General features: G+C 32.0%; 15 protein-coding genes and 2 pseudogenes. 12 read left to right on the top strand and 5 right to left on the bottom strand.

The window, feature by feature from the left end:
* The first annotated feature begins 48 nt into the window (after positions 1 to 48).
* The 6 genes and pseudogenes from AC3EMB_RS13450 to AC3EMB_RS13425 form a co-directional block, all read left to right on the top strand.
* Positions 49 to 564: a DinB family protein gene (locus AC3EMB_RS13450; protein ID WP_488517044.1), complete on the top strand. Its 516-nt coding sequence runs from the start codon at positions 49 to 51 to the stop codon at positions 562 to 564.
* Positions 565 to 1,090: 526 nt separating this feature from the next.
* Entirely contained in the window at positions 1,091 to 3,043 is a 1,953-nt protein-coding gene (locus AC3EMB_RS13445; protein WP_488517043.1) for a bifunctional metallophosphatase/5'-nucleotidase, read from the top strand.
* Positions 3,044 to 3,383: 340 nt separating this feature from the next.
* Positions 3,384 to 5,087 carry a M4 family metallopeptidase gene (locus AC3EMB_RS13440; protein WP_488517042.1) on the top strand — a complete coding sequence of 568 codons (1,704 nt, stop codon included), beginning with the start codon at positions 3,384 to 3,386 and terminating at the stop codon, positions 5,085 to 5,087.
* A 484-nt stretch (positions 5,088 to 5,571) separates the two neighbouring features.
* Positions 5,572 to 8,118, top strand: coding sequence for a type I pullulanase (gene pulA, locus AC3EMB_RS13435; protein ID WP_488517768.1), 2,547 nt, complete (start codon positions 5,572 to 5,574; stop codon positions 8,116 to 8,118).
* A gap of 370 nt (positions 8,119 to 8,488) precedes the next feature.
* On the top strand, positions 8,489 to 9,088 hold the full coding sequence (locus AC3EMB_RS13430) for an undecaprenyl-diphosphatase (protein ID WP_089171191.1): 600 nt from the start codon (positions 8,489 to 8,491) through the stop codon (positions 9,086 to 9,088).
* Positions 9,089 to 9,126: 38 nt separating this feature from the next.
* Positions 9,127 to 9,484 (top strand): annotated as a pseudogene (locus tag AC3EMB_RS13425) (MBL fold metallo-hydrolase); the annotation flags it as partial.
* 168 nt (positions 9,485 to 9,652) lie between these two features.
* On the opposite strand, the gene AC3EMB_RS13420 reads toward AC3EMB_RS13425, so the two are convergent.
* Positions 9,653 to 10,654 carry an alpha/beta hydrolase gene (locus AC3EMB_RS13420; protein ID WP_053564278.1) on the bottom strand — a complete coding sequence of 334 codons (1,002 nt, stop codon included), beginning with the start codon at positions 10,652 to 10,654 and terminating at the stop codon, positions 9,653 to 9,655.
* A gap of 573 nt (positions 10,655 to 11,227) precedes the next feature.
* On the opposite strand from AC3EMB_RS13420, the gene AC3EMB_RS13415 reads away from it, so the two are divergent.
* Together AC3EMB_RS13415 and AC3EMB_RS13410 are read left to right on the top strand one after the other, a co-directional pair.
* Positions 11,228 to 12,652: an ABC transporter permease gene (locus tag AC3EMB_RS13415; protein ID WP_095690762.1), complete on the top strand. Its 1,425-nt coding sequence runs from the start codon at positions 11,228 to 11,230 to the stop codon at positions 12,650 to 12,652.
* Between the two features lie 11 nt (positions 12,653 to 12,663).
* Entirely contained in the window at positions 12,664 to 13,341 is a 678-nt protein-coding gene (locus tag AC3EMB_RS13410) for an ABC transporter ATP-binding protein (protein WP_000447852.1), read from the top strand.
* 231 nt (positions 13,342 to 13,572) lie between these two features.
* Here the strand turns inward: AC3EMB_RS13410 and AC3EMB_RS13405 are convergent, their stop codons facing one another.
* From AC3EMB_RS13405 to AC3EMB_RS13390, 4 genes are all read right to left on the bottom strand, one after another.
* Positions 13,573 to 13,755 (bottom strand): hypothetical protein, encoded by a 183-nt coding sequence (locus AC3EMB_RS13405; RefSeq protein ID WP_069355672.1) that lies wholly within the window; start codon positions 13,753 to 13,755, stop codon positions 13,573 to 13,575.
* 201 nt (positions 13,756 to 13,956) lie between these two features.
* Positions 13,957 to 14,493: a DinB family protein gene (locus tag AC3EMB_RS13400; protein WP_016512709.1), complete on the bottom strand. Its 537-nt coding sequence runs from the start codon at positions 14,491 to 14,493 to the stop codon at positions 13,957 to 13,959.
* A gap of 215 nt (positions 14,494 to 14,708) precedes the next feature.
* Complete coding sequence (locus AC3EMB_RS13395; RefSeq protein WP_488517767.1) at positions 14,709 to 16,160, bottom strand: sensor histidine kinase; 1,452 nt, start codon at positions 16,158 to 16,160, stop codon at positions 14,709 to 14,711.
* A 13-nt stretch (positions 16,161 to 16,173) separates the two neighbouring features.
* Positions 16,174 to 16,839, bottom strand: coding sequence for a response regulator transcription factor (locus AC3EMB_RS13390; protein WP_000800727.1), 666 nt, complete (start codon positions 16,837 to 16,839; stop codon positions 16,174 to 16,176).
* Positions 16,840 to 17,286: 447 nt separating this feature from the next.
* On the opposite strand from AC3EMB_RS13390, the pseudogene AC3EMB_RS13385 reads away from it, so the two are divergent.
* The 4 genes and pseudogenes from AC3EMB_RS13385 to AC3EMB_RS13370 all read left to right on the top strand — a co-directional run bounded on the left by AC3EMB_RS13385 (position 17,287) and on the right by AC3EMB_RS13370 (position 20,070).
* Positions 17,287 to 17,980, top strand: a pseudogene (locus tag AC3EMB_RS13385) (HAD family hydrolase).
* A gap of 203 nt (positions 17,981 to 18,183) precedes the next feature.
* Positions 18,184 to 18,552: a DUF4180 domain-containing protein gene (locus AC3EMB_RS13380; protein ID WP_061660937.1), complete on the top strand. Its 369-nt coding sequence runs from the start codon at positions 18,184 to 18,186 to the stop codon at positions 18,550 to 18,552.
* Positions 18,553 to 18,660: 108 nt separating this feature from the next.
* Positions 18,661 to 19,164, top strand: a complete 504-nt coding sequence (locus AC3EMB_RS13375) for a MepB family protein (RefSeq protein WP_488517766.1) — start codon at positions 18,661 to 18,663, stop codon at positions 19,162 to 19,164.
* Between the two features lie 138 nt (positions 19,165 to 19,302).
* Positions 19,303 to 20,070 carry an arylamine N-acetyltransferase family protein gene (locus AC3EMB_RS13370; protein WP_488517765.1) on the top strand — a complete coding sequence of 256 codons (768 nt, stop codon included), beginning with the start codon at positions 19,303 to 19,305 and terminating at the stop codon, positions 20,068 to 20,070.
* The last annotated feature ends 13 nt before the right edge of the window (positions 20,071 to 20,083 follow it).

Here is a 20,083-nt window from a genome sequence, read left to right as displayed (position 1 = left end):
TTAGCGTAGAAATTTAAGTATGAAGGTTGCAATGAAAGGAGAATCCGCATGGATACATTTGTAAATGAAAAGTTTTATGAAACGAGAAATCAATTAGTTGAGGAAATTTCTTTGTTGAGTGATGCTCAATTTAATAGGAAACCAGATAAGGATAAATGGAGTATTGCACAAGTTTGTCATCATTTAGTTTTATTAGATGAGAGAGTGATAACAGTTATTTCCTCAGGGTTAAAAAAGTTAGATAGTACCCAAAATGAGCGTAAAGAAATTCATAATATTTTATTAGATAGAACGAAAAAGTTTATAGCTCCAGAAATGATTGAACCAAGTATAGAACCATTTGAAGTGCAGCAAATGCTCAATATGCTAAGCAAATCAAGAAAAGAATTGATGCATTTCCTGAGTACAATAGAAGATGAATCTATATTAGCGAAAAAATCAGTGATGCATCCAGCTCTTGGAGAATTACACCTTGATCAGTGGATAGAACTGATCTATCTGCATGAACAGCGTCATATAGAACAAATTAAAGAAATAAAATTGCTATGTGAAATTGAAAAGTAAAAATCCCCCCTATTTATTGATACGTATTATAAACAGGGAAAACGGTTGATTCATATTGATTCAGAAGAAAACAAAAGTAGAATGAAATTAGTTGAAAGTAACCAATAAACTTAAGAAAATATGAAACTACCCGATTTTCTGTATAAGTGTAACCCCGTCTTAAATGAAGAGCGGGGTTATTTTTTTTGAAAGTGTTTTTATTTAGAAGGAAATAAATCAGCAACGAAATTCAAAAAATTAATCATCATAACATATTGTATATGCCCGTTTTAATAAATAGAAATGATGATGAATGATATGTCCTTATTTTGAAAGTACACTTCACACCCTTAAGGAAGGGGTATTCTGTCAGGAAACGATAAAATACAATTCTGTTAGGGGATGTATGCAATTTATTCTCTTTATTTTTGCAACAGAACCACCTTCAAAATTATTTTTTGTAGTTGAAGTTTCCCGAATAATAAGTTACATTTTTAAAGTTCAAACAACTTTACGAAAGTACAAAAAGGGGAGAAATATTATTATTATGCAAAGAATGAAATGGAAGAACTATGTATGTTACTTTGTAATTCTATTACTGCTCGGAACAGCAGTCATAGTCAAACCACTTATCTCTATGGCTGAGGAATCTGAAGTTAATATTACATTGTTAGGTACTGCAGATATTCATGGTAGATTTATGCCGTGGGATTATGCACTTGATGGAGCAAATATGAGTGGAAGTTTGACGCAGCTTTATACGGTTATAAAGAAGGTCCGTCAAGAAAATCCAAATACCATATTAGTAGATGCCGGGGATACAATTCAAGGAAACTCAGTAGAATTATTCAACGATAAGCCACAATCGCCAATGATGGTAGCGATGAATACAATGGGATATGACGCCTGGGCATTTGGAAATCATGAATTCAACTTTGGATTAGATACATTGAAAAAAGTTAGTGAGCAATATAAGGGAAAAACGTTAGCAGGTAATATTTATAAGGAAAATGGAGAGCGCTTTCTTCCTGCATATACAATTGTAGAAAAAGGTGGAATTAGAGTTGGGATTATTGGTATGAATACACCAATGATTAGTGATTTTGAAAAAGGGACAGATCACTTAGATGGTTTAGTGGTGAAAAATCCGGTAGAAGAGACGAAAAAGGCAATTAAGGAATTAGAAGGTAAAGTAGATGTAATGGTAGGAGTTATGCATATGGGATTAGAAAATGAGAATGGTATCCCTGGTACTGGTGTTCAAGATATTGCAAATGCTTGTCCGGAACTAAGCGCTATTTTTGCGGCTCACATGCATAAACTTGTAAAAAAAGAAGTTGTAAATGGCGTAATTATTACAGAGCCAGATAAATATGGAACACATATTTCACGTATTGATCTTACTTTTACAAAGCAAGATGGGAAGTTGGTTTTAAAAGATAAAACTGCTACCGCTATACCTGTAAAAAATGCTGATGGAACAACGATATTATCTGATCCTACACTTGAAGAAACACTAACACCTTTTCACGAATATGCGAGAGGAGATGCAAATGTTGTAGTCGCTCAATTAAAGGGTAGAAATCTTGTTCCTGAAAATGAAATAAAGGGTATCCCAAGTGTTCAGGTTCAAGAAACACCTTTATCAGATTTCTTTCATGAAGTCATGCTCTACTACAGTAAAGCAGATGTAGTAGCCCATCAAATTGATAATGATTATGCCCGTTTGGATACAGGTCCTATTAAGAAAAAAGATATTGCGTATAATTACCAATATGCCTTGGGAGAAATTACAGTATATAAGATTTCTGGAAAAGATTTAAAAGACTATATGGAATGGGCAGCAGGATATTTTAACTCATCTCGTGCCGGAGATGTAACCGTTAGCTTTGATAAAACCCGCCGTGCATCTAAATACAGTACGAACGATTTCTTTGGAGGCGTAAAATACGAAATTGACTTAACAAAACCATACGGAAGTAGAATTACAAATTTACGCTCTATTCGTACAAACAAACCAATCAAAATGAGCGATGTTATGACGCTGGGAATGAATGCATATAGAATGGAGGCTCTTCAGGCAAAAGGAGGAGCTTTAGAGGGGCGTAAGTTTGAACAAATTTGGTCATCTAAACAAGAGAATGCATTTGGAGAAACAGGTGGAACCATTCGTAACCTTGCTATTACATATTTAAAAGAGGTAAAGAACAGTGTATACACACCAAAAGTTATGCGTAATTGGAAAATTACTGGTGTAGATTTACATTCTTCAGAGCATAAGGCTGTAGTTGATCTTGTGAATAAAGGGATTTTAGAAATTCCAAAAACAGAAGACGGAAAATACACAAATATAGCATCTATAAATACGAAAGACTCAATTTCACAAGAAGAGATTGTAGCACTCTCACAAAAAGCAAATATTAATCCAAATCAGTTTAAGCATATAAAAACGAAAGGTGAATTTTACAAAAAACTTAGTAGGATTACTAAAAAAATATAAATTATAAGGTTTCTTATAGTAATTGTTATTTTAATAACATTAAACCCACTCTTACAATAGTAAAGAGTGGGTTTTTATGTTGTTATTTAGAGGTAAGTATACTTTTATTACAATGAATATAGATAATTAATAACTAACCAATTGGATGAGCGCCTATAAGGACTCTCTTTTATTCAAATTAATGTACATATGTGTTCCGTTCATTATTTATAATATTGACCACAATTTATGTAATTTTGCATAATGTTACATAAATTGTGTATTTTCTCTTTTTTCCGACAGAAATAGACAGTATACTTTGTACAAGCTTTCTATTTCAAAAATTATACGAGGTGAAATAATGAAAAACAAAAAGACATTAACTAAGGTAGCATTAACAACAGGATTAGCTTTAACAGCTGTGGCACCATATGGGGTAGCTCATGCAGAGGAAACAGATCAACTACAAGTTCAAATTCAGGAAGAATCGTTCCGTTCGGGTGAACTGACACAACCGTCACAAAAGACACCAGAAAATGTAGTAAAGGATGCACTTAAGAAGAAAACAGAGCAAGCTCTCTCCCAAAAACAAGTCAATGGAGAAGCAGGAGTAGATTATAAAGTCCTTCAAAAACGTGGTTCGTATGATGGAACTACACTTGTACGTATGCAGCAAACATACGAAGGAAAAGAAGTATATGGTCATCAATTAACTGCACACGTAGATAATAATGGTGTTATTAAAAGTGTTTCAGGTGATAGCGCGCAAAATTTAAAACAAGAAGAATTGAAAAAATCTATTAATCTATCAAAAGATGAAGCAAAACAATTTATTTATACGAAGTACGGGAACGATATCAAGTTTATTACTGAGCCAGAAGTTAAAGAGGTTATTTTTGTTGATGAAAATAATGGACAAGCTAAAAATGCATACCAAGTTAAATTTGAAGCTGCAACACCAAACTATGTTTCTGGTACTTATTTAGTAAATGCACAAAATGGTGATATGTTAAAAAATATGGTACAAGAATCTAACTTAAAAGCCAGTGACAAACTAGTTGGCGCTTTAAAGAAAAGTAAACAAAGCAGTCTTACATCATTAACCGGAACAGGAAAAGATGATTTAGGTATTAATCGTTCATTTGGTATCTCTAAACAAAGTAATGGCAAATATGCTCTTGCTGATTATACAAGAGGGCAAGGAATTGAAACATATGATGTGAATTACAGAGATATTACTAAAGAAGAAAGCTATTATCCGGGTACATTAGCGACTAGTACTTCGGCAACATTTAACGATCCAAAAGCAGTAAGTGCTCATTACTTAGCAACAAAAGTATTTGATTTTTATAAAGATAAATACAAGCGTAATAGCTTTGATAATAAGGGACAAAAGGTAGTTTCAGTTGTACACGCTTGGGATTCTGAAGAGACGAATGATCCGAAGAATTGGCAGAATGCATTAAGTGCTAATAATGGAAGTATGCTTGTATATGGTGATCCTATTGTTAAAGCATATGACGTAGCTGGACATGAATTTACACATGCTGTTACTTCTAGCGAATCTAATCTTGAATATTACGGGGAATCCGGTGCGATTAATGAGGCACTATCTGATATTATGGGAACATCTATTGAGAAATACGTAAATAATGGAAACTTTAACTGGACAATGGGAGAACAAACGGGATCTGTTTTCCGTGATATGGAAAACCCAGCTTCTGTTCCATCTTCACTTGGAGTACCTTATCCAGATGATTACAGTGAATTTAACGATTTTAATGGATGGGATCAAGGCGGTGTTCATTTTAATTCAAGTATTATTAATAAAGTTGCGTATCTCATTGCAAAAGGCGGAACTCATAATGGAGTGACTGTTAAAGGAATTGGTGAAGATAAAATGTTTGATATTTTCTATTATGCAAATACTGATGAGTTAAACATGACTTCTAATTTCAAAGAATTGAGATCAGCATGTATTCGAGTGGCAACTAATAAATATGGTGCAAATACAGCTGAAGTTCAAGCAGTTCAAAAGGCATTTGATGCAGCAAAAATTAAGTAATTTAGAAATATAGTTATCATTCATATATTAATACATTATGAAAAACAGCTAATATCATTTTAAGGATATTAGCTGTTTTTTTACTTAGCAATGTATTATTGGAAATAAACTGACTAAGCAATAATTAGGTGCGTTATCTGTAAGAAGTTGCGACAAATAAATAAGGTTTAAAGTTTGTAAAAACAGAAAATTAATAATATATTGACCTCTTGATAGAAAGTCTATAAAATGAAAGCGATAACAAACGATTGCTTTAAAATGATTTCCCTGACCTTTTAGCATTTACAAATATATGAGGGCATACACAAATCTATTTTTTTAAGCATTAATGCAAACGTTTTCGTATTAAAAGGTCATTGAAATACATACGTGAAAATAGCCAATATGGAGGTGAATTAAAAGAGATTTCTAGATTAATTTAAGCAGTGTTATTCAGTGTAAGCATAATAAATCGCTAGTAATATTTGAAGAAAGGGTGTATGTGGTGCAAATTACAAAAAGGTTAATTAACAAATCATTCTTATTACTTACCATAATCGTTATGTTATCATCTGTTTTCTCCTTTCAGAGTGTGAAGGCAATTTCAAATTCGAAAACAACTGAAATTATCATTCATTACAAAGAGAAGCTTGGAAATACAAAAGACTGGAATCTTTGGTTATGGGGTGAAAATGCAAATGGTACATCTTATGAATTTACTGGTGAAGATGAATTTGGAAAATACGCTAAGATAAAAATAGACGGTGACTATAATCGTGTAGGATTTATAGTTCGAACAAATGAATGGGAAAAAGATGGTGGAGATCGTTGGATTGAAAATATAAAGGACGGTCGTGCTGAAGTATGGATTCTTTCGGGTGATGAAAAAGTATATAACTCTAAGCCTTCTTCAGATCTCTCAATTCAAAAAGCAACTATTGATAGTTTCCATGAAATTACTGTAATGACTAATGTCCCATTTAATATTAGGGAAAAGAAAATTGAAATTGAAGGCATTAAAATTAAGAATATTAGTCCTTATGATATAAACAGTGGAGATATTACTAATAAGGTTAAAATAATTACGGAACAGAAAATTGATTTAAAACAAACATACAAACTTAAAATAGAAAACTTAGCTGATACGAATACTGAAATTGGTAAAGTCATTCGTAGCGAGGAATTTGATAATTTATTTTATTATAGTGGTAACGATTTAGGGAATACATATACCGCGCAACATACAAAGTTCCGTGTATGGGCTCCTACTGCAAGTGAAGCGAAGTTAGTTACATATAAAAAATGGAACGATAAAATAGGTACTGAAATAAACATGCAGCAAAGTGTAAAAGGAACTTGGACTGCAGAACTAAAAGGGAACCAAAAAGGGCTCTTTTATACATATAAGGTCAAAATTGGTGATAAGTGGACTGAAGCAGTTGATCCATATGTGCGTGCTGCTTCTGTAAATGGGGATAAAGGTGCAGTCGTTAATTTAGAAGAAACAAATCCGAAAAAATGGAAAGCAAACAAAAAGCCAAAATTTAAAAATCCGGAAGATGCTATTATTTATGAGTTACATATACGCGATCTTTCCATCCAACCTGAAAGTGGTATTAAACAGAAAGGGAAGTATTTAGGTGTAACAGAAAAAGGAACAAAAGGGCCAGAAGGTGTAAAAACAGGACTTGATCATATAAAGGATCTAGGTGTTACTCACGTTCAGTTTTTACCGATATTTGATTATGCTTCAGTAAATGAAGAGACTTTAAATGAACCGCAATATAACTGGGGATATGACCCTAAAAATTTTAACATTCCAGAAGGCTCCTATTCTACAAATCCTTATGAGCCGACTGTGCGAATAACTGAATTGAAGCAAATGGTTCAAACACTACATGATAATAATCTTCGAGTAGTGATGGATGTAGTATATAACCATATGTATAACGCTGCTGAATCTAATTTCCATAAGTTAGTTCCAGGTTATTATTATCGTTACAATGAAGATGGAACATTTGCAAATGGAACTGGAGTAGGAAATGATACTGCTTCAGAAAGAAAAATGATGAGGAAATTTATGATAGATTCCGTCACATATTGGGCGAAAGAATACAATTTAGATGGATTCCGTTTTGATTTAATGGGTATTCATGATTATGAAACGATGAATGAAATACGTAAAGCTGTTAATCAAATTGACCCTTCTATTATACTACACGGAGAAGGATGGGATTTAAATACACCTCTTGCAGCTGAGCTGAAAGCAAATCAAAAAAATGCAGAGAAAATGAAAGGGATTGCTCATTTTAATGATAATATACGTGATGGATTGAAAGGTAGTGTATTTGAAGAGAAGGAAAATGGTTTTATAAATGGAAAGGAAAACATGGAAGATCGTATTAAAAAAGGTATTACGGCAGGTATTGACTACGATACAAATTCGTCTACCTATCAAGATCCAGAGCAGGTGCTAACTTATGTGGAAGCACATGACAATCATACATTATGGGATAAACTTGAGTTAACTAATCCAGGTAACAACGATGAAGTGCGAAAACAAATGCACAAATTGTCTTCTTCGATTTTATTAACATCACAAGGAATTCCATTTTTACATGCAGGGCAAGAGTTTATGCGGACGAAATATGGTGATCATAATAGTTACAAATCTCCAGATTCAATTAACCAGATGGATTGGCTGCGCCGTGCAACGTTTAATAATGAAGTAGATTATATGAAGGGCTTAATAGAATTACGCAAAAAGTACTCAGCTTTTCGAATGACATCTGCAGAGCAAATAAAAACACACGTATCATTTATTGATGCTCCGAAAAATACTGTAGCTTATACAATAGAGGGGAATAAAAATGAATACTTTACAGTGGCTCACAATGCAAATAGAGAAGCTGTTGAAATAACACTTCCATCGAAAGGTCCTTGGAAAGTACTAGTAGATGGGAAGCAGGCGGGAAGTACACCACTTTATGTTGTCCATGACAATAAAATTAAAGTCCCTGCATTAAGTTCATTTGTTTTAAAGTTAAAATAATATAATTTCACATACTGTAATTATATTACAATTTAATAAACAAAAAGAGAAGAACTCACCAAGGTTCTTCTCTTTTTAATGTGAAATTAGCGTTTCCATAATTGTAGATATAAGAGTTCTTGAAAATAGCAAAAGGCAAGACGATGAACCTATTTACAAAATGACAAGAAAATGACAAAACTGTAAGAATGCATGAATGTTTGTAAGAAAGTTCGATGTTTTCCTTTTTCTTTTTTTATTAAAGTGAAAAAGAAGAAAGTGATGTCATAAGAGGTTGATATTTTTAGATAGATACAATAACCAAAACTATTTATGTAATGAAAGTATATGGAAATCGGTAAAACACCTTACTAAAAAGGAGGGATTTGAAATGTCTTTTTCTCAATTCAATATTGATATTTTTCGAGCAATTAATGATTTAGGTAAACAATATTCATTTCTAAACTCAGCCATGGTATTTTTGGCAGAATATATGGTATATATTTTTGCTTTAATTATTTTAGCTTATTGGTTTACTGGGTCCAGAAAAAGTAGAATGATGGTTATTCAAGCGCTGGTTGCTTTTGTAATTGCCGAGGTAATCGGGAAAATAGCAGGGAAATTTCATTTGAATTATCAACCGTTTGCAGTATTACCTGATGTTAATAAACTTGTCAATCATGCTATAGATAATTCATTTCCTAGCGACCATACGATTCTCTTTTTTTCGATTTGTTTTTCATTTTGGCTTGTTCGTAAGAAGACTGGATGGTTATGGCTTATACTTGCATTTTGTGTGGCAATCTCTCGTATTTGGGTAGGAGTTCATTATCCTTTTGATGTAGTAATAGGGGCTTTAATAGGATGTGTTTCAGCGTTATTTTCGCATTGGTTTATACCGAAATTTTCTTTTATCAACAAGTTGCTTACTCTATATGGAAGAGTAGAGAAACATGTTTTACCATCAAAAAACAAATCAAAGGGATTTTGAGTATACAAGTATGTGAGTCTTTTGAATAACCAAATGGCATTACATTAAATCGTCTTGGAGGTCATTTTAAAGGAAGAACTGTTTTACACTGGAATGTTGGAAATTATATTAAGGCATTTTGCTAACAGGTGATATTTTTCAAGTGATTGCCAACTGTCAGTGAGTGAGTTTCATGTACAGTTATCTACATCCACTGCTAGTAAAGTAAAATAGCTGACGGATATAGTAAAAGGGCTACCATTCAACCGTATTTATAATGCTTTTCATCGAGTCGTGTCAAAGCATGTGGACCTTGCTGTTCAGAAGTCAGCAGATCGATACATAAATGTACTGCAGGGAACACTTTTTAATACATGGGATGTTTCAATATTATCTATAGATATCTGTAAGAAATAAAAATAAATAGATAAGTTTAGAGCATGTTATTATCATTTTTTAAAACATGCTCTTTGTATTTAAAGTAACACCAGCATTACTGACACGTACAAGTTATCAACAATCTTTATGTTGAAAGAATCTTAGTGTACAAATGTTGGTACTACCCCTACTTAGTAATCTCACAATTTAAGACCTGTCATTGGATAAATGCAGGGAGTTCAATCGATTTTGAATAAAATTGATAGTATCAGTTGCAATTTTTTTACGTTTAAGAACTATCCCGGCATGCCCACATGTATAAATATATCGTGTAGGCCTTTCCCAAGATTCCCACAAGTAGTCTGTATCCTCAGAATGCACATATAGATCGTGCTTACCTGAAATTAATAAAATATTTTCTTTTTTTACTTTTGGTAATGCTTGACTCGGTTCAGTGATTTTCCAATAATCTATTAAATCATCATACGTTACACCATGATGTTCCAAGTCTTCTCTAATAAATTTACCTGGAGTTGTATTCCAAATTGAATAAGAGAGTCGATTTGCATAGAAAATGGATGCTAACACATCAATTTCTTCTTCAACAAGAGAGGTTAAGTTAGTAATAAATCCACCTAAACTAATTCCTATTAGAATCAGGGGACCATTTTTATTTGCTTTAATCCATTTAATCAAAGCTCGTAAATCAGCTACCGCTTGTCTAGTTGCTTGTACTGTTCGTTCAATATTTGCACTTACCATATACTCTCCACTGAAAAAGGATTGATCGGGTTTTCTTTCAAAATGATAGGGTAGAGTGAAATAATACATATTCCACTTCAGGCTGGTCATATGATCGTGGAATATTTTTTTCACACGTTCGTTAGAATCCATTCTCCAACCGTGAACAAAGATAACATGAGGTGCATTTTCATTTTTATGTAAGAATAATTCCCCAGTTACAGAGTCGTTGCGTGAATCACCGGATTGAACCGAGCTTTTATATTTGAATTGCCCAACCATGTATTCCTTTTCCTGTTTTGAATGCTTAATGTCAAAATGAATATAGGATGGTTTTACTTTATAAAAAGATTCTATGTCCTTTATATTTAATGAAGTGTTAGAAAGGGAAGTATACTGAAACGCTACACTTCTTTTTTTGTGTAAATCATATAAGGCGTACCGATCAATGAGTTTTGAAAAAATCAAATTAACCTCCTCCAAAATACATATTGTTTAAAACATGGACAAAATTTATGTTGTAAATTAATTATAAAATATTCTCTTTTCCTAATAGTAGGTGATAAATTTGTATATCATATTATAAAGCTTGCAATAAAATAAAACTATAAATAAATTATACTAAAATCTAAAAAGCAAGTTAATATTCTTATTCATATAAGAGAATATTAACTTGCTTATTTTCGTATTAAAAGATGCACCTTTTAAAGTGACGTGATTTGTATGAGATACAGTATTAAAATCCCTATTATAGATATCCAAATAGGTTTCTCTATATTTATTGTATAGAAATTACACAGTAAATATTTTTTGTGCTACATACATTAAATTAATCTTAACTTTTATATAAATTTATTAAACGGAATAACTCCTTACCAATATTCAAAAACGGCTGCGTTTTTGAATTTGTGTTCTAGCTTTTTTGGAACAGGTAAATAACTACACATAAACTCCTTATTTCTCTAGTTAAACTACCGATTAGCTCCATATAAACTCTAGATAACCTATATAGAATACAAGATATCAAGGAGGTAAGAAAAAATGAATTTTATGAAACGAGCAATTCTCAGTATGAAAAAAAGGATAGGAACATCATTAATTTTGATGGCAGTTTTTCTGATTGTTACAAATTTGGTTCTTTCAGGTTTCACAATCCAAAATGCGTCAAAAAAAGCAGCGGATGCTGCGAGAAAAAAACTTGGTGCAGATGTTACTTTAGGTCTTGATTTCGACAAATTAGGTCAAAAAGCTAAGGAAACTGGAGAAATGCCAAATCCACCGCAGCTCGATACAAAAGAAACAGATCAATTAGCGAAATCCAAGTATGTAAAAGACTATAATTACATAGCTAACACTTTTGGTATTTCTGATGGACTTAAACTAGTAGGAGCTTCAGAAGAAGAAGGAAAAGGTAAAGCCGGAATGGCGGCTGTGCGAGGCGGTTCAAGCTCTGGTACAGAAATAGATATGAATGCTTCTTTTATGATTGAGGGAGTTCGCAAGACTGCATTACAAGAAAGCTTTAAAAACGGAAAAAGTAAAATCATTGATGGAAAACCAATTACAGAGCAAATGAAGGATCAGAATGTAGCTTTAATGGAAAAACGATTAGCGGAATTAAACAATTTGAAAGTAGGAGACAAAGTTAAAGTGCAATCAGGGGATAAGAAGGAAACCCTTGAGGTTGAAATTATCGGTATTTACGAAACAAATGAGCAAGCAATGGGTCAACAGGCTCCTCCTATTATGGATCCAGCTAATAAACTATATATGCCGCATTCAACTATGAAAAAATTAGAAGTAGACCAAGGTATAAGTAGTGTTCAAGTCGTGTATTTCTTGAATGATCCACAATATATTGATGCATTTAAAAAAGAAGCAAAAAAATCTAATATTGATTTTAATTATTATAAATTAGATGCGCATGATTCATTGTACAAGCAAATGATTGGTCCTATCGAAAATATCTCTTCGACTTCTCAAATGATCATTTATATTGTATCGATTGCAGGTGCGATCATTTTAGGATTAATCATTATGCTATCAATTAAAGGGCGTCGTAAAGAAATGGGAATTCTATTGTCTATTGGAGAGAAAAAGTGGAAACTGATGGCGCAATTCGTAGTAGAAGTAGTGTGTGTCGCTATTTTAGCATTTGGATTATCCATAACAACAGGAGCTAAAGTTTCTCAATATATCGGGGATAATTTACTTTCGAATGAAATTGCTACTGCAAGCGAAGAAACAGATACCTCGCAACATGGTACTGTAATGATGGCTGGACCCGGTGGTACTCTACAAAATCAAAAAGAAGATCCAATTGATAAAATTGATGTAAGTGTAACAGGAGAAGATGTAGGAAAAATGGGTGGAATTGGACTAGCTATTGCTATAATAGCAACGCTTCTTCCAGCATTATCTATTCTACGTTTAAACCCAAAACAAATTCTTTTAAAAGATGAATGAGGAGGCTCGATATGGAGACGATTTTACAGTTTAAAAATTTGGATTATTATTATGAAAGTAACGGAAAAAATGTAGCGATACTAGATAATGTTAACTTTTCTTTTCAAAAAGGACATTTCTACACGATTTTAGGACCATCTGGCTCTGGTAAAACTACAACTTTAAGCTTAGGTTGTGGACTAGATGTCCCTAAAAATGGTTATGTACTGTATAATGGCAAAGATATTAGAAAAATTGGTTTGGATCGATACCGTAATCAAAATGTATCTGTAATTTTCCAATCTTATAACTTAATTACCTATATGACCGCTCTTCAAAACGTCTTAACAGCAATGGAAATTACAGGTGTTAAAGTGCAAAATAAAACAGCAAGAGCATTAGAATTATTAGAGAGGGTAGGACTCTCAGAAGCTGAAGCGAAACGAAACGTCCTGCAACTAAGTGGCGGGCAACAACAGCGTGTAGCAATCGCTCGAGCACTATCTTGTAATGTTGATTTACTAATTGCAGATGAGCCGACAGGAAATCTCGACGAGGAAACCGCAATGGATATAATAGAACTGTTTCAAGAACTTGCACATAAAGAGAATAAATGCATTATTGTTGTGACGCACTCACAGGAGGTTGCAAAAAAATCAGATCGTGCTGTGTATTTAAGTAAGAAGAAGTTGGTCGTAAATGAAATCTAATATAAACATCGTAGTTATTAAATTAACATAATTTTCAAAATCTATCCCTTTCAAAAGTTTATATTTGATTTATAATAATATCAAGCCATAACCAAAATGGTCTCCCTGTACTGAATGTTAAAATAGTTTGTTGTTCCCGTTTTAATAATATTTGAAAAAGAACTTGTAGGATATTCTACAAGTTCTTTTTATTATAATTGGTTACCTATATCATGGGATAATCACACATAGTTATTGCAGAATTAAACCTACAATCATAATTAAACTAAATACTATTATCCAACCAAACACACAATAGCCAAAAATTCTAATCCATTTAGGTAATTGATTCATGTTAATTTTATTTGAGGGAACTCCCTGCATAAAAAACATCATTTTTTGATCTCTATCTCTATTATTTTGTTGTTCATACATAATATCATCACCTTTCCAGATATATTGAGTTTGTAGTATATCAACCTAAAGAAATTCATGTACAGAATAAGAGGGGATAGCATATATATTATGTGGTGGACTTTATAAATAAATGCATTTAATTGCCATAGTTCTAAGCACTAATCCGTTATAAATACTGAAAAAGAGCCCTACATAAATAGGACTCTTTTTCTTCAAATGTTAAGTTGCTGGATATAAATCAGAACCGAGGTAACGTTCTTTTATAATTTGAAGATGATGAAGCTCATGACCAGCAATGATGTATGCTAATGCACGAACTGTAACTTCAGAATTATTCGCATTTCCTCTTTGTGACCAAGCTTCTTTATCTAAGCTTCTAAGTAAATACAGGGTAGATTGGCGAACAACTATTAAATTCTCAAGAAGATCTTGCATAGATTGCTTATCAAAAGCAGCTCTAAGAACATACATATCATCATTATAGCCTGGAAGTTCTGCTGTCTCACCTCGAGCGATAGATAGCAATCGATACGCCATAATCCGTTCTGTATCTGCTATATGACCGATTACTTCTTTTATACTCCATTTAGTAGGAGCATACCGGAAAAGCCCCTCACTATTAGAAATTCCCTTTAATAAAAGATTCGTTTCCTTCATTTGTTGTTCTAGAATATGTATGATATTTCCGTCTGATACTAAGTTGGTATACGTTGCATAATAGGAGTTATATTCACTTACCTTTGGTCTTATTTGCATACGAATCATCCTTTTTGTTTTATGTTTAATCTTTACATATAGCTTATCATAAAAGAATTCCAAATTAATCTGAAAAGTAGAAGATAAATATGTAAATTGAATACAGTTTGTCACTACTTATGACAATCGCCATTTAAGAAGCAGCATTTGTCCATTAAGTGAAAAACCTGTTAATAAGTTTATATTTACTACAAAAACAAACAAACTCGTCCTATTTAAAGGAGAGTTTGTTTGTTTTTGTGTTTAAATAATGGAATCCTCATGCGAAATTGCACACTATGTTCCATATTTTTTATTGAATACTTTATATCTAGCGTTTCAAGAATTTGTTTAACAATATATAACCCCAAACCACTTCCTCCAGTATTTCGATTTCTTGATTTTTCAATTCGATAAAATGGTTTGAAAATTTGTTGTAAATCTTCATCTTTAATATTGACACCTGTATTTATAATTTGCATTTCGATTTGACCTTGTTTCGAATCCTCACTTAACTTTATATAGACTTTTTCATTATGTGGTGAATACATAACCGCATTGTGAATAATATTTTTACATGCTTTTTCTAAAAGAGCACAATCTGTATAAATAGAAAGATCAGAATCAATTTCTTTTATTATTTCGATGCTCTTTTGAGAAGCAAAAAATTCGAGATCTTTTGTGATTGTACCTATTAACTTTGAAGGATTAACTTTCTCTACTTTTAGTTTGAAGGTGTGTTGTTCTAATTTCGATACGCTTAAAATTTCACGAACTAATTGTTCCATACTTTCAATAATTTGATGATTTTTCTTTAAATATTGATCGCGATTTTGATAAGGGCCAATATTATAAATCATCCCTTCTAAGTAGCCTTTCATTACAGTAAGAGGGGACTTTAATTCATGTGCTACAATCGCAAAAAACTCTCTGCGTTTTGTTTCTATTTCTCTTTCTTTTTCAATATCATTTTTTAATTGTTCATTTGCTTTTTTTAAATCAAACATAGCTTGTTGTAAGTTAATAGACATGTCATTCAAACTATTAGACAATTCTCCTAACTCATCTGTAGAGCGAACCTCAATTTTTTCGGAGAAATCTAAATTTGCCATCTTTTGTGCACCTTCATTAATATAAATAAGTGGCTTTGTAATAAACCTGGAATAAAAATAAGCACTCCCTATACCAATTACGAGTACAATGATACTAATATAGGGGAGAAAGCGTACTAAAACCTGTGAAGCTTCATCAATCGGTTGAAATGTAGCAAAGACTATAAGCGTTAAACTACCATCTTGGAATTGAATTGGTTTCGTAACGTTATATGAATTGCTAAGGGTACTTGCATTCTCGAATCGTGTTGCTTTAGTAACTACTGTTTTTTGCGTACCACTTTGAATAAAAGAAAATGAAGGAGAGTAAATAATTACTCCTTCTTTATTTTGAAGGTAAAGCATCGCATTATTTTTTTTTGCGTATTCATCAAAAAGTGGTATCGCATCTTGAAACGTAAGATTTTTAGACTTATCAATGATTTCGTTTATCCCTGTTTGAAGTTGATCTGTTTTATATTGCTCATAAAATGTAGGAAGAAAGAAGTATAAAGTTAAATAAATCAATACTGCAAAGGATAACAAAATGAGAGATGTAGTCATAAAGAGTTTGTAAGTGATTTGCTTCATTTTCATGAGTTTCACAATACTATTCATCAATTTTATAACCAATACCCTTTATTGTTTTAATATAAGGGATAGCTAATTTTTTGCGTAGATTTTTAATATGTGTATCAATTATTCGTGTTTCTCCAAAATAATCGTACCCCCAAACTTTCTCTACGATATTTTCTCTTGTAAGTACTTTTCTCTCATTTTGAAATAGTAGTTGTAGAATTTCAAACTCTTTTGTCGTTAATATAATTTCAACGTCATTTACATACACTCTATATGCATCCACATCGATACGAACTTCTTTAAATATCAAATGATTATTTACATTTTTATCATAACTTCTTCTAAGTACAGCTTCGACTCGTCTAATCAAAACATGAAATGAAAAGGGTTTTGTTATATAATCATCGATCCCAAGATCGAATCCTTTCATTTGATCTTCCTCTTCTTCCAACGCAGTTAGCATAATAATTGGTACGTTTGACTGACTTCGGATCATTTTAGAAACTTCAAATCCATTAAGATTGGGCATCATGACATCTAGAAGAATTAAATCAAAGGATTGCTTATTAAATTGTGTCATACCCTCTAGTCCATCTGAAGCGACTACCACTGTATAATGCTGTGTCATTAAAAATTGTTTAATTAATTCCTGAATTTCTTGATCGTCCTCAACCACGAGGATATGATAATTTTTCATAATATCACCTCTGGTAGTCATTATAGCCGTACAATCTGGAGTTTATGTGGAGATACAGTAGTAAACTTCATAGGACGTTTACTACCAAAAAGTATTATTAGCTATATTCCTTTTTTATGGAGAAATAATTGCTTAAAAAAACTTATCGTATGAATTGATGTACGATTAATATTTACGAAAAACTAATGTATAATAACGTGAATTGTATGTAGTTTCTTAAAATTCTCGAAAATATACTTTTGCTTCTTTACCAAAAGAGGAAAAGGAATTTCAATATAGAAGAAGCTACTGTAATACTAGAGTGTGTGCCAAGAACTATGGATTTCTTTCATCTAGTTTTTATTTAATCGTTAATCACTACATAACAATGTTCTTGCTAAACCAAAAGTTTAAAGGTACAAACTTGGAAAGATTTATATAATGCTAGAAAGGTTGTGAAATGATTTGATGGGTTATAAAGCGATGCTGTTTGATTTAGATGATACATTACTTGATAGGGATAAAGCAGTAGAGGCATTATTTTTAATTGTTTTAGAAAAGTGTTATGAAAATGTAGATGGTGCGGCTAAAAGCAACATGTTACAGAAATTCAAAGAATACGATAAAAGAGAATATGGTATAAGTAATAAAACGACAGTTTTAGAATCATTGTTTGATGAATTCACGCCGAAGTATAGATTGCCACGCAATTACATCCAAGATTTTTGGAATAATAATTTCCCTAGATGTTTTTCAATAGACCAAAATACTATTCATTTCTTAAATCAAATAAAGAAGCACTTTAAAGTTGGAATTATAACAAATGGCTCAACTCAGAGGCAAAAAGCTAAAATATTTAACACGAATTTAAATAGGTATTTTGAAACAATCATTATTTCTGAAGAAGTGGGATTTAGTAAACCTGATAAACGTATATTCGAACTAGCATTAAATAAGCTAAATTTACAGCCGGAAAATACTTTATTTGTTGGTGATGACTTAGAAAAGGATATTGCTGGTCCTCAAAATGTAAATATAAAAGGTGTGTGGTTTAAACCCTCAGAAGATCAAGAATACTACCAAAATACAACCGTATGCCGAGATTAACACTTTGGATAGTTTGTTAAGTTATGTTACTCCACAATATTTTTATAACAAGTAAAGGCAATTCCATATATATATTCAAAAATATAAAAAAAGAGAAACTATCATTAATTTCATTGACCGTATTAGTAATAAAAAATATATACTTACAATAAAAAATAGATGCGATTTTAATAGCTGTGGCTAATTTAATCTATGCTTAATACGAAGTTTTGTAAAACAATTTTACTCATACTGTGTAAATTATAAAGGGGTGGGACTATGGAAATAAAGAAAGTAGTAATCGATGGAATCAATATTGCGCTCATTAGAAACGATAAGGTATTAATATCGGATGTTCAGTCTGCATTAGATACTATGGCAACCGTTCAATATGAGGTAGATGCGAAACATATTATTATCCATAAATCTTTAATAAGTGAAGATTTCTTTGATCTAAAAACACGGCTTGCGGGCGATATCCTTCAAAAGTTTATAAACTACAAGGTAAAGATTGCTATTGTTGGAGATTTCTCTATGTATACTAGTAAAAGCTTAAAGGATTTTATTTATGAATGTAATAAAGGGAATGACATTTTTTACTTAGCAACTGAACAACAAGCAATTGAAAAACTAAGTACATTAAAGTAATAATTATATCCTGCTAAATTCCCTCATTTCACTTAGTTCATGATTATATACGATATAGAAGAACTGATGTTTGTGGTAAACTAAGAGGCGGATAAAGGGGGAGTTTTTTTGAACAATTTTAATGATACGATCCGAAATTTAAACAATAAAGTTTACAAACCTAACAACTTAATGATTACGAATCTAAAAGAAGAAAAGCAAAACGCAGAATATGCCGGATGTTTATTCCACTTAAATAACAAAACCATTCGTTTTAGAAAATCAAAAGTTACACCTAATAAAATTGGTCAATTTGTTTCTTTTTGGGAGAAAGATGAAAATATGCGAAATAGAGCTTTCTCTTATGAAGCTGCTCCTGATTTATTAGTAATCACTTGTATTGCTGATAATAAACTAGGGCAATTTATTTTTCCTAAAGAGATTCTTCTTAAAGAAAAAATATTGAGAACACCAAGTCAAACAGGGAAAATGGCAATGAGAATTTATCCTGGTTGGGATACCACTGTTAGCAATCAAGCTAAAAAGAGCCAAATGTGGCAACTTCAGTATTTTGTTGATTTAAGCGATCATAATAATCTACCTATAGACAAACTATTAAATTTCTATTCGTAGCTTCTTATCTTAAGTGATCTTGTCGGTTAGACTTTTTGTACCGGTACAGTTAAACGAAATGTACATTGTTTCAGTACCCCATCAAATTTACAATCAGCATATACTATTTTAACTTATACATTTTAAGGGGTGCTGACTATGACAAGTCTACAACATAAGCTTTTTACAAGATTGAATCTTGCAAAGCGTACTGAAGTGAAGTTTGAAGAATTAAATACAATTCTCTTTGCATTTGCACACACTATACCATTTGAGAATTTAGATGTTATAGCGTGTAATACGAATCAAATCTCTCCGGAAAACTTGCGAGAGAAAATTTTAACTAGTTCCCGTGGTGGACTTTGCTACGAATTAAACACTCTTTTTTACTATTTTTTAAGAGACTGTGGTTATGATGTACAACTGGCATTAGGTACGGTTTATAAAAACGATATAAATGCATGGGCACTTGAGGATGGCCATATAACAATTATTTTAACTTATAATAATGTACAGTATTTAATTGATGTAGGTATAGCTTCTTTAGTACCTCTTATTCCTGTACCTTTTACTGGTGAATCTGTTTCTTCAAAAAATGGTTCGTACCGGGTGAGACAAAAAGATACTAGTAGAGGAAATTATGTTTTAGAAAGAAAAGATGCTGCTGGAGAATGGAAAGTTTGTCATGCTTTTTATAAACATATTATTGATGAGATAGTAGTAAATGATGTTCAAAGAAGAGTGATAGAAGATGAGAAGTCTATTTTTAATAAGGGACCAATTGCAGTAAAGTTGACGAACTCTGGCCATATTTCATTAACGAATACAAGTTTAACCGAAATTATTCATGGGGAAAAAACTAAGCGTGAAATTACAGAAGATCAATATAGAGAGTTGTTATATACTTTATTTGCTATTAAGTCATGAATAATAAAGATAG

It is taken from the genome of Bacillus sp. LQ16, assembly GCF_057784645.1.
The sequence above is the reverse complement of the archived record's forward strand: the minus strand, read 5'-3'. Positions and strand labels throughout refer to the sequence as shown.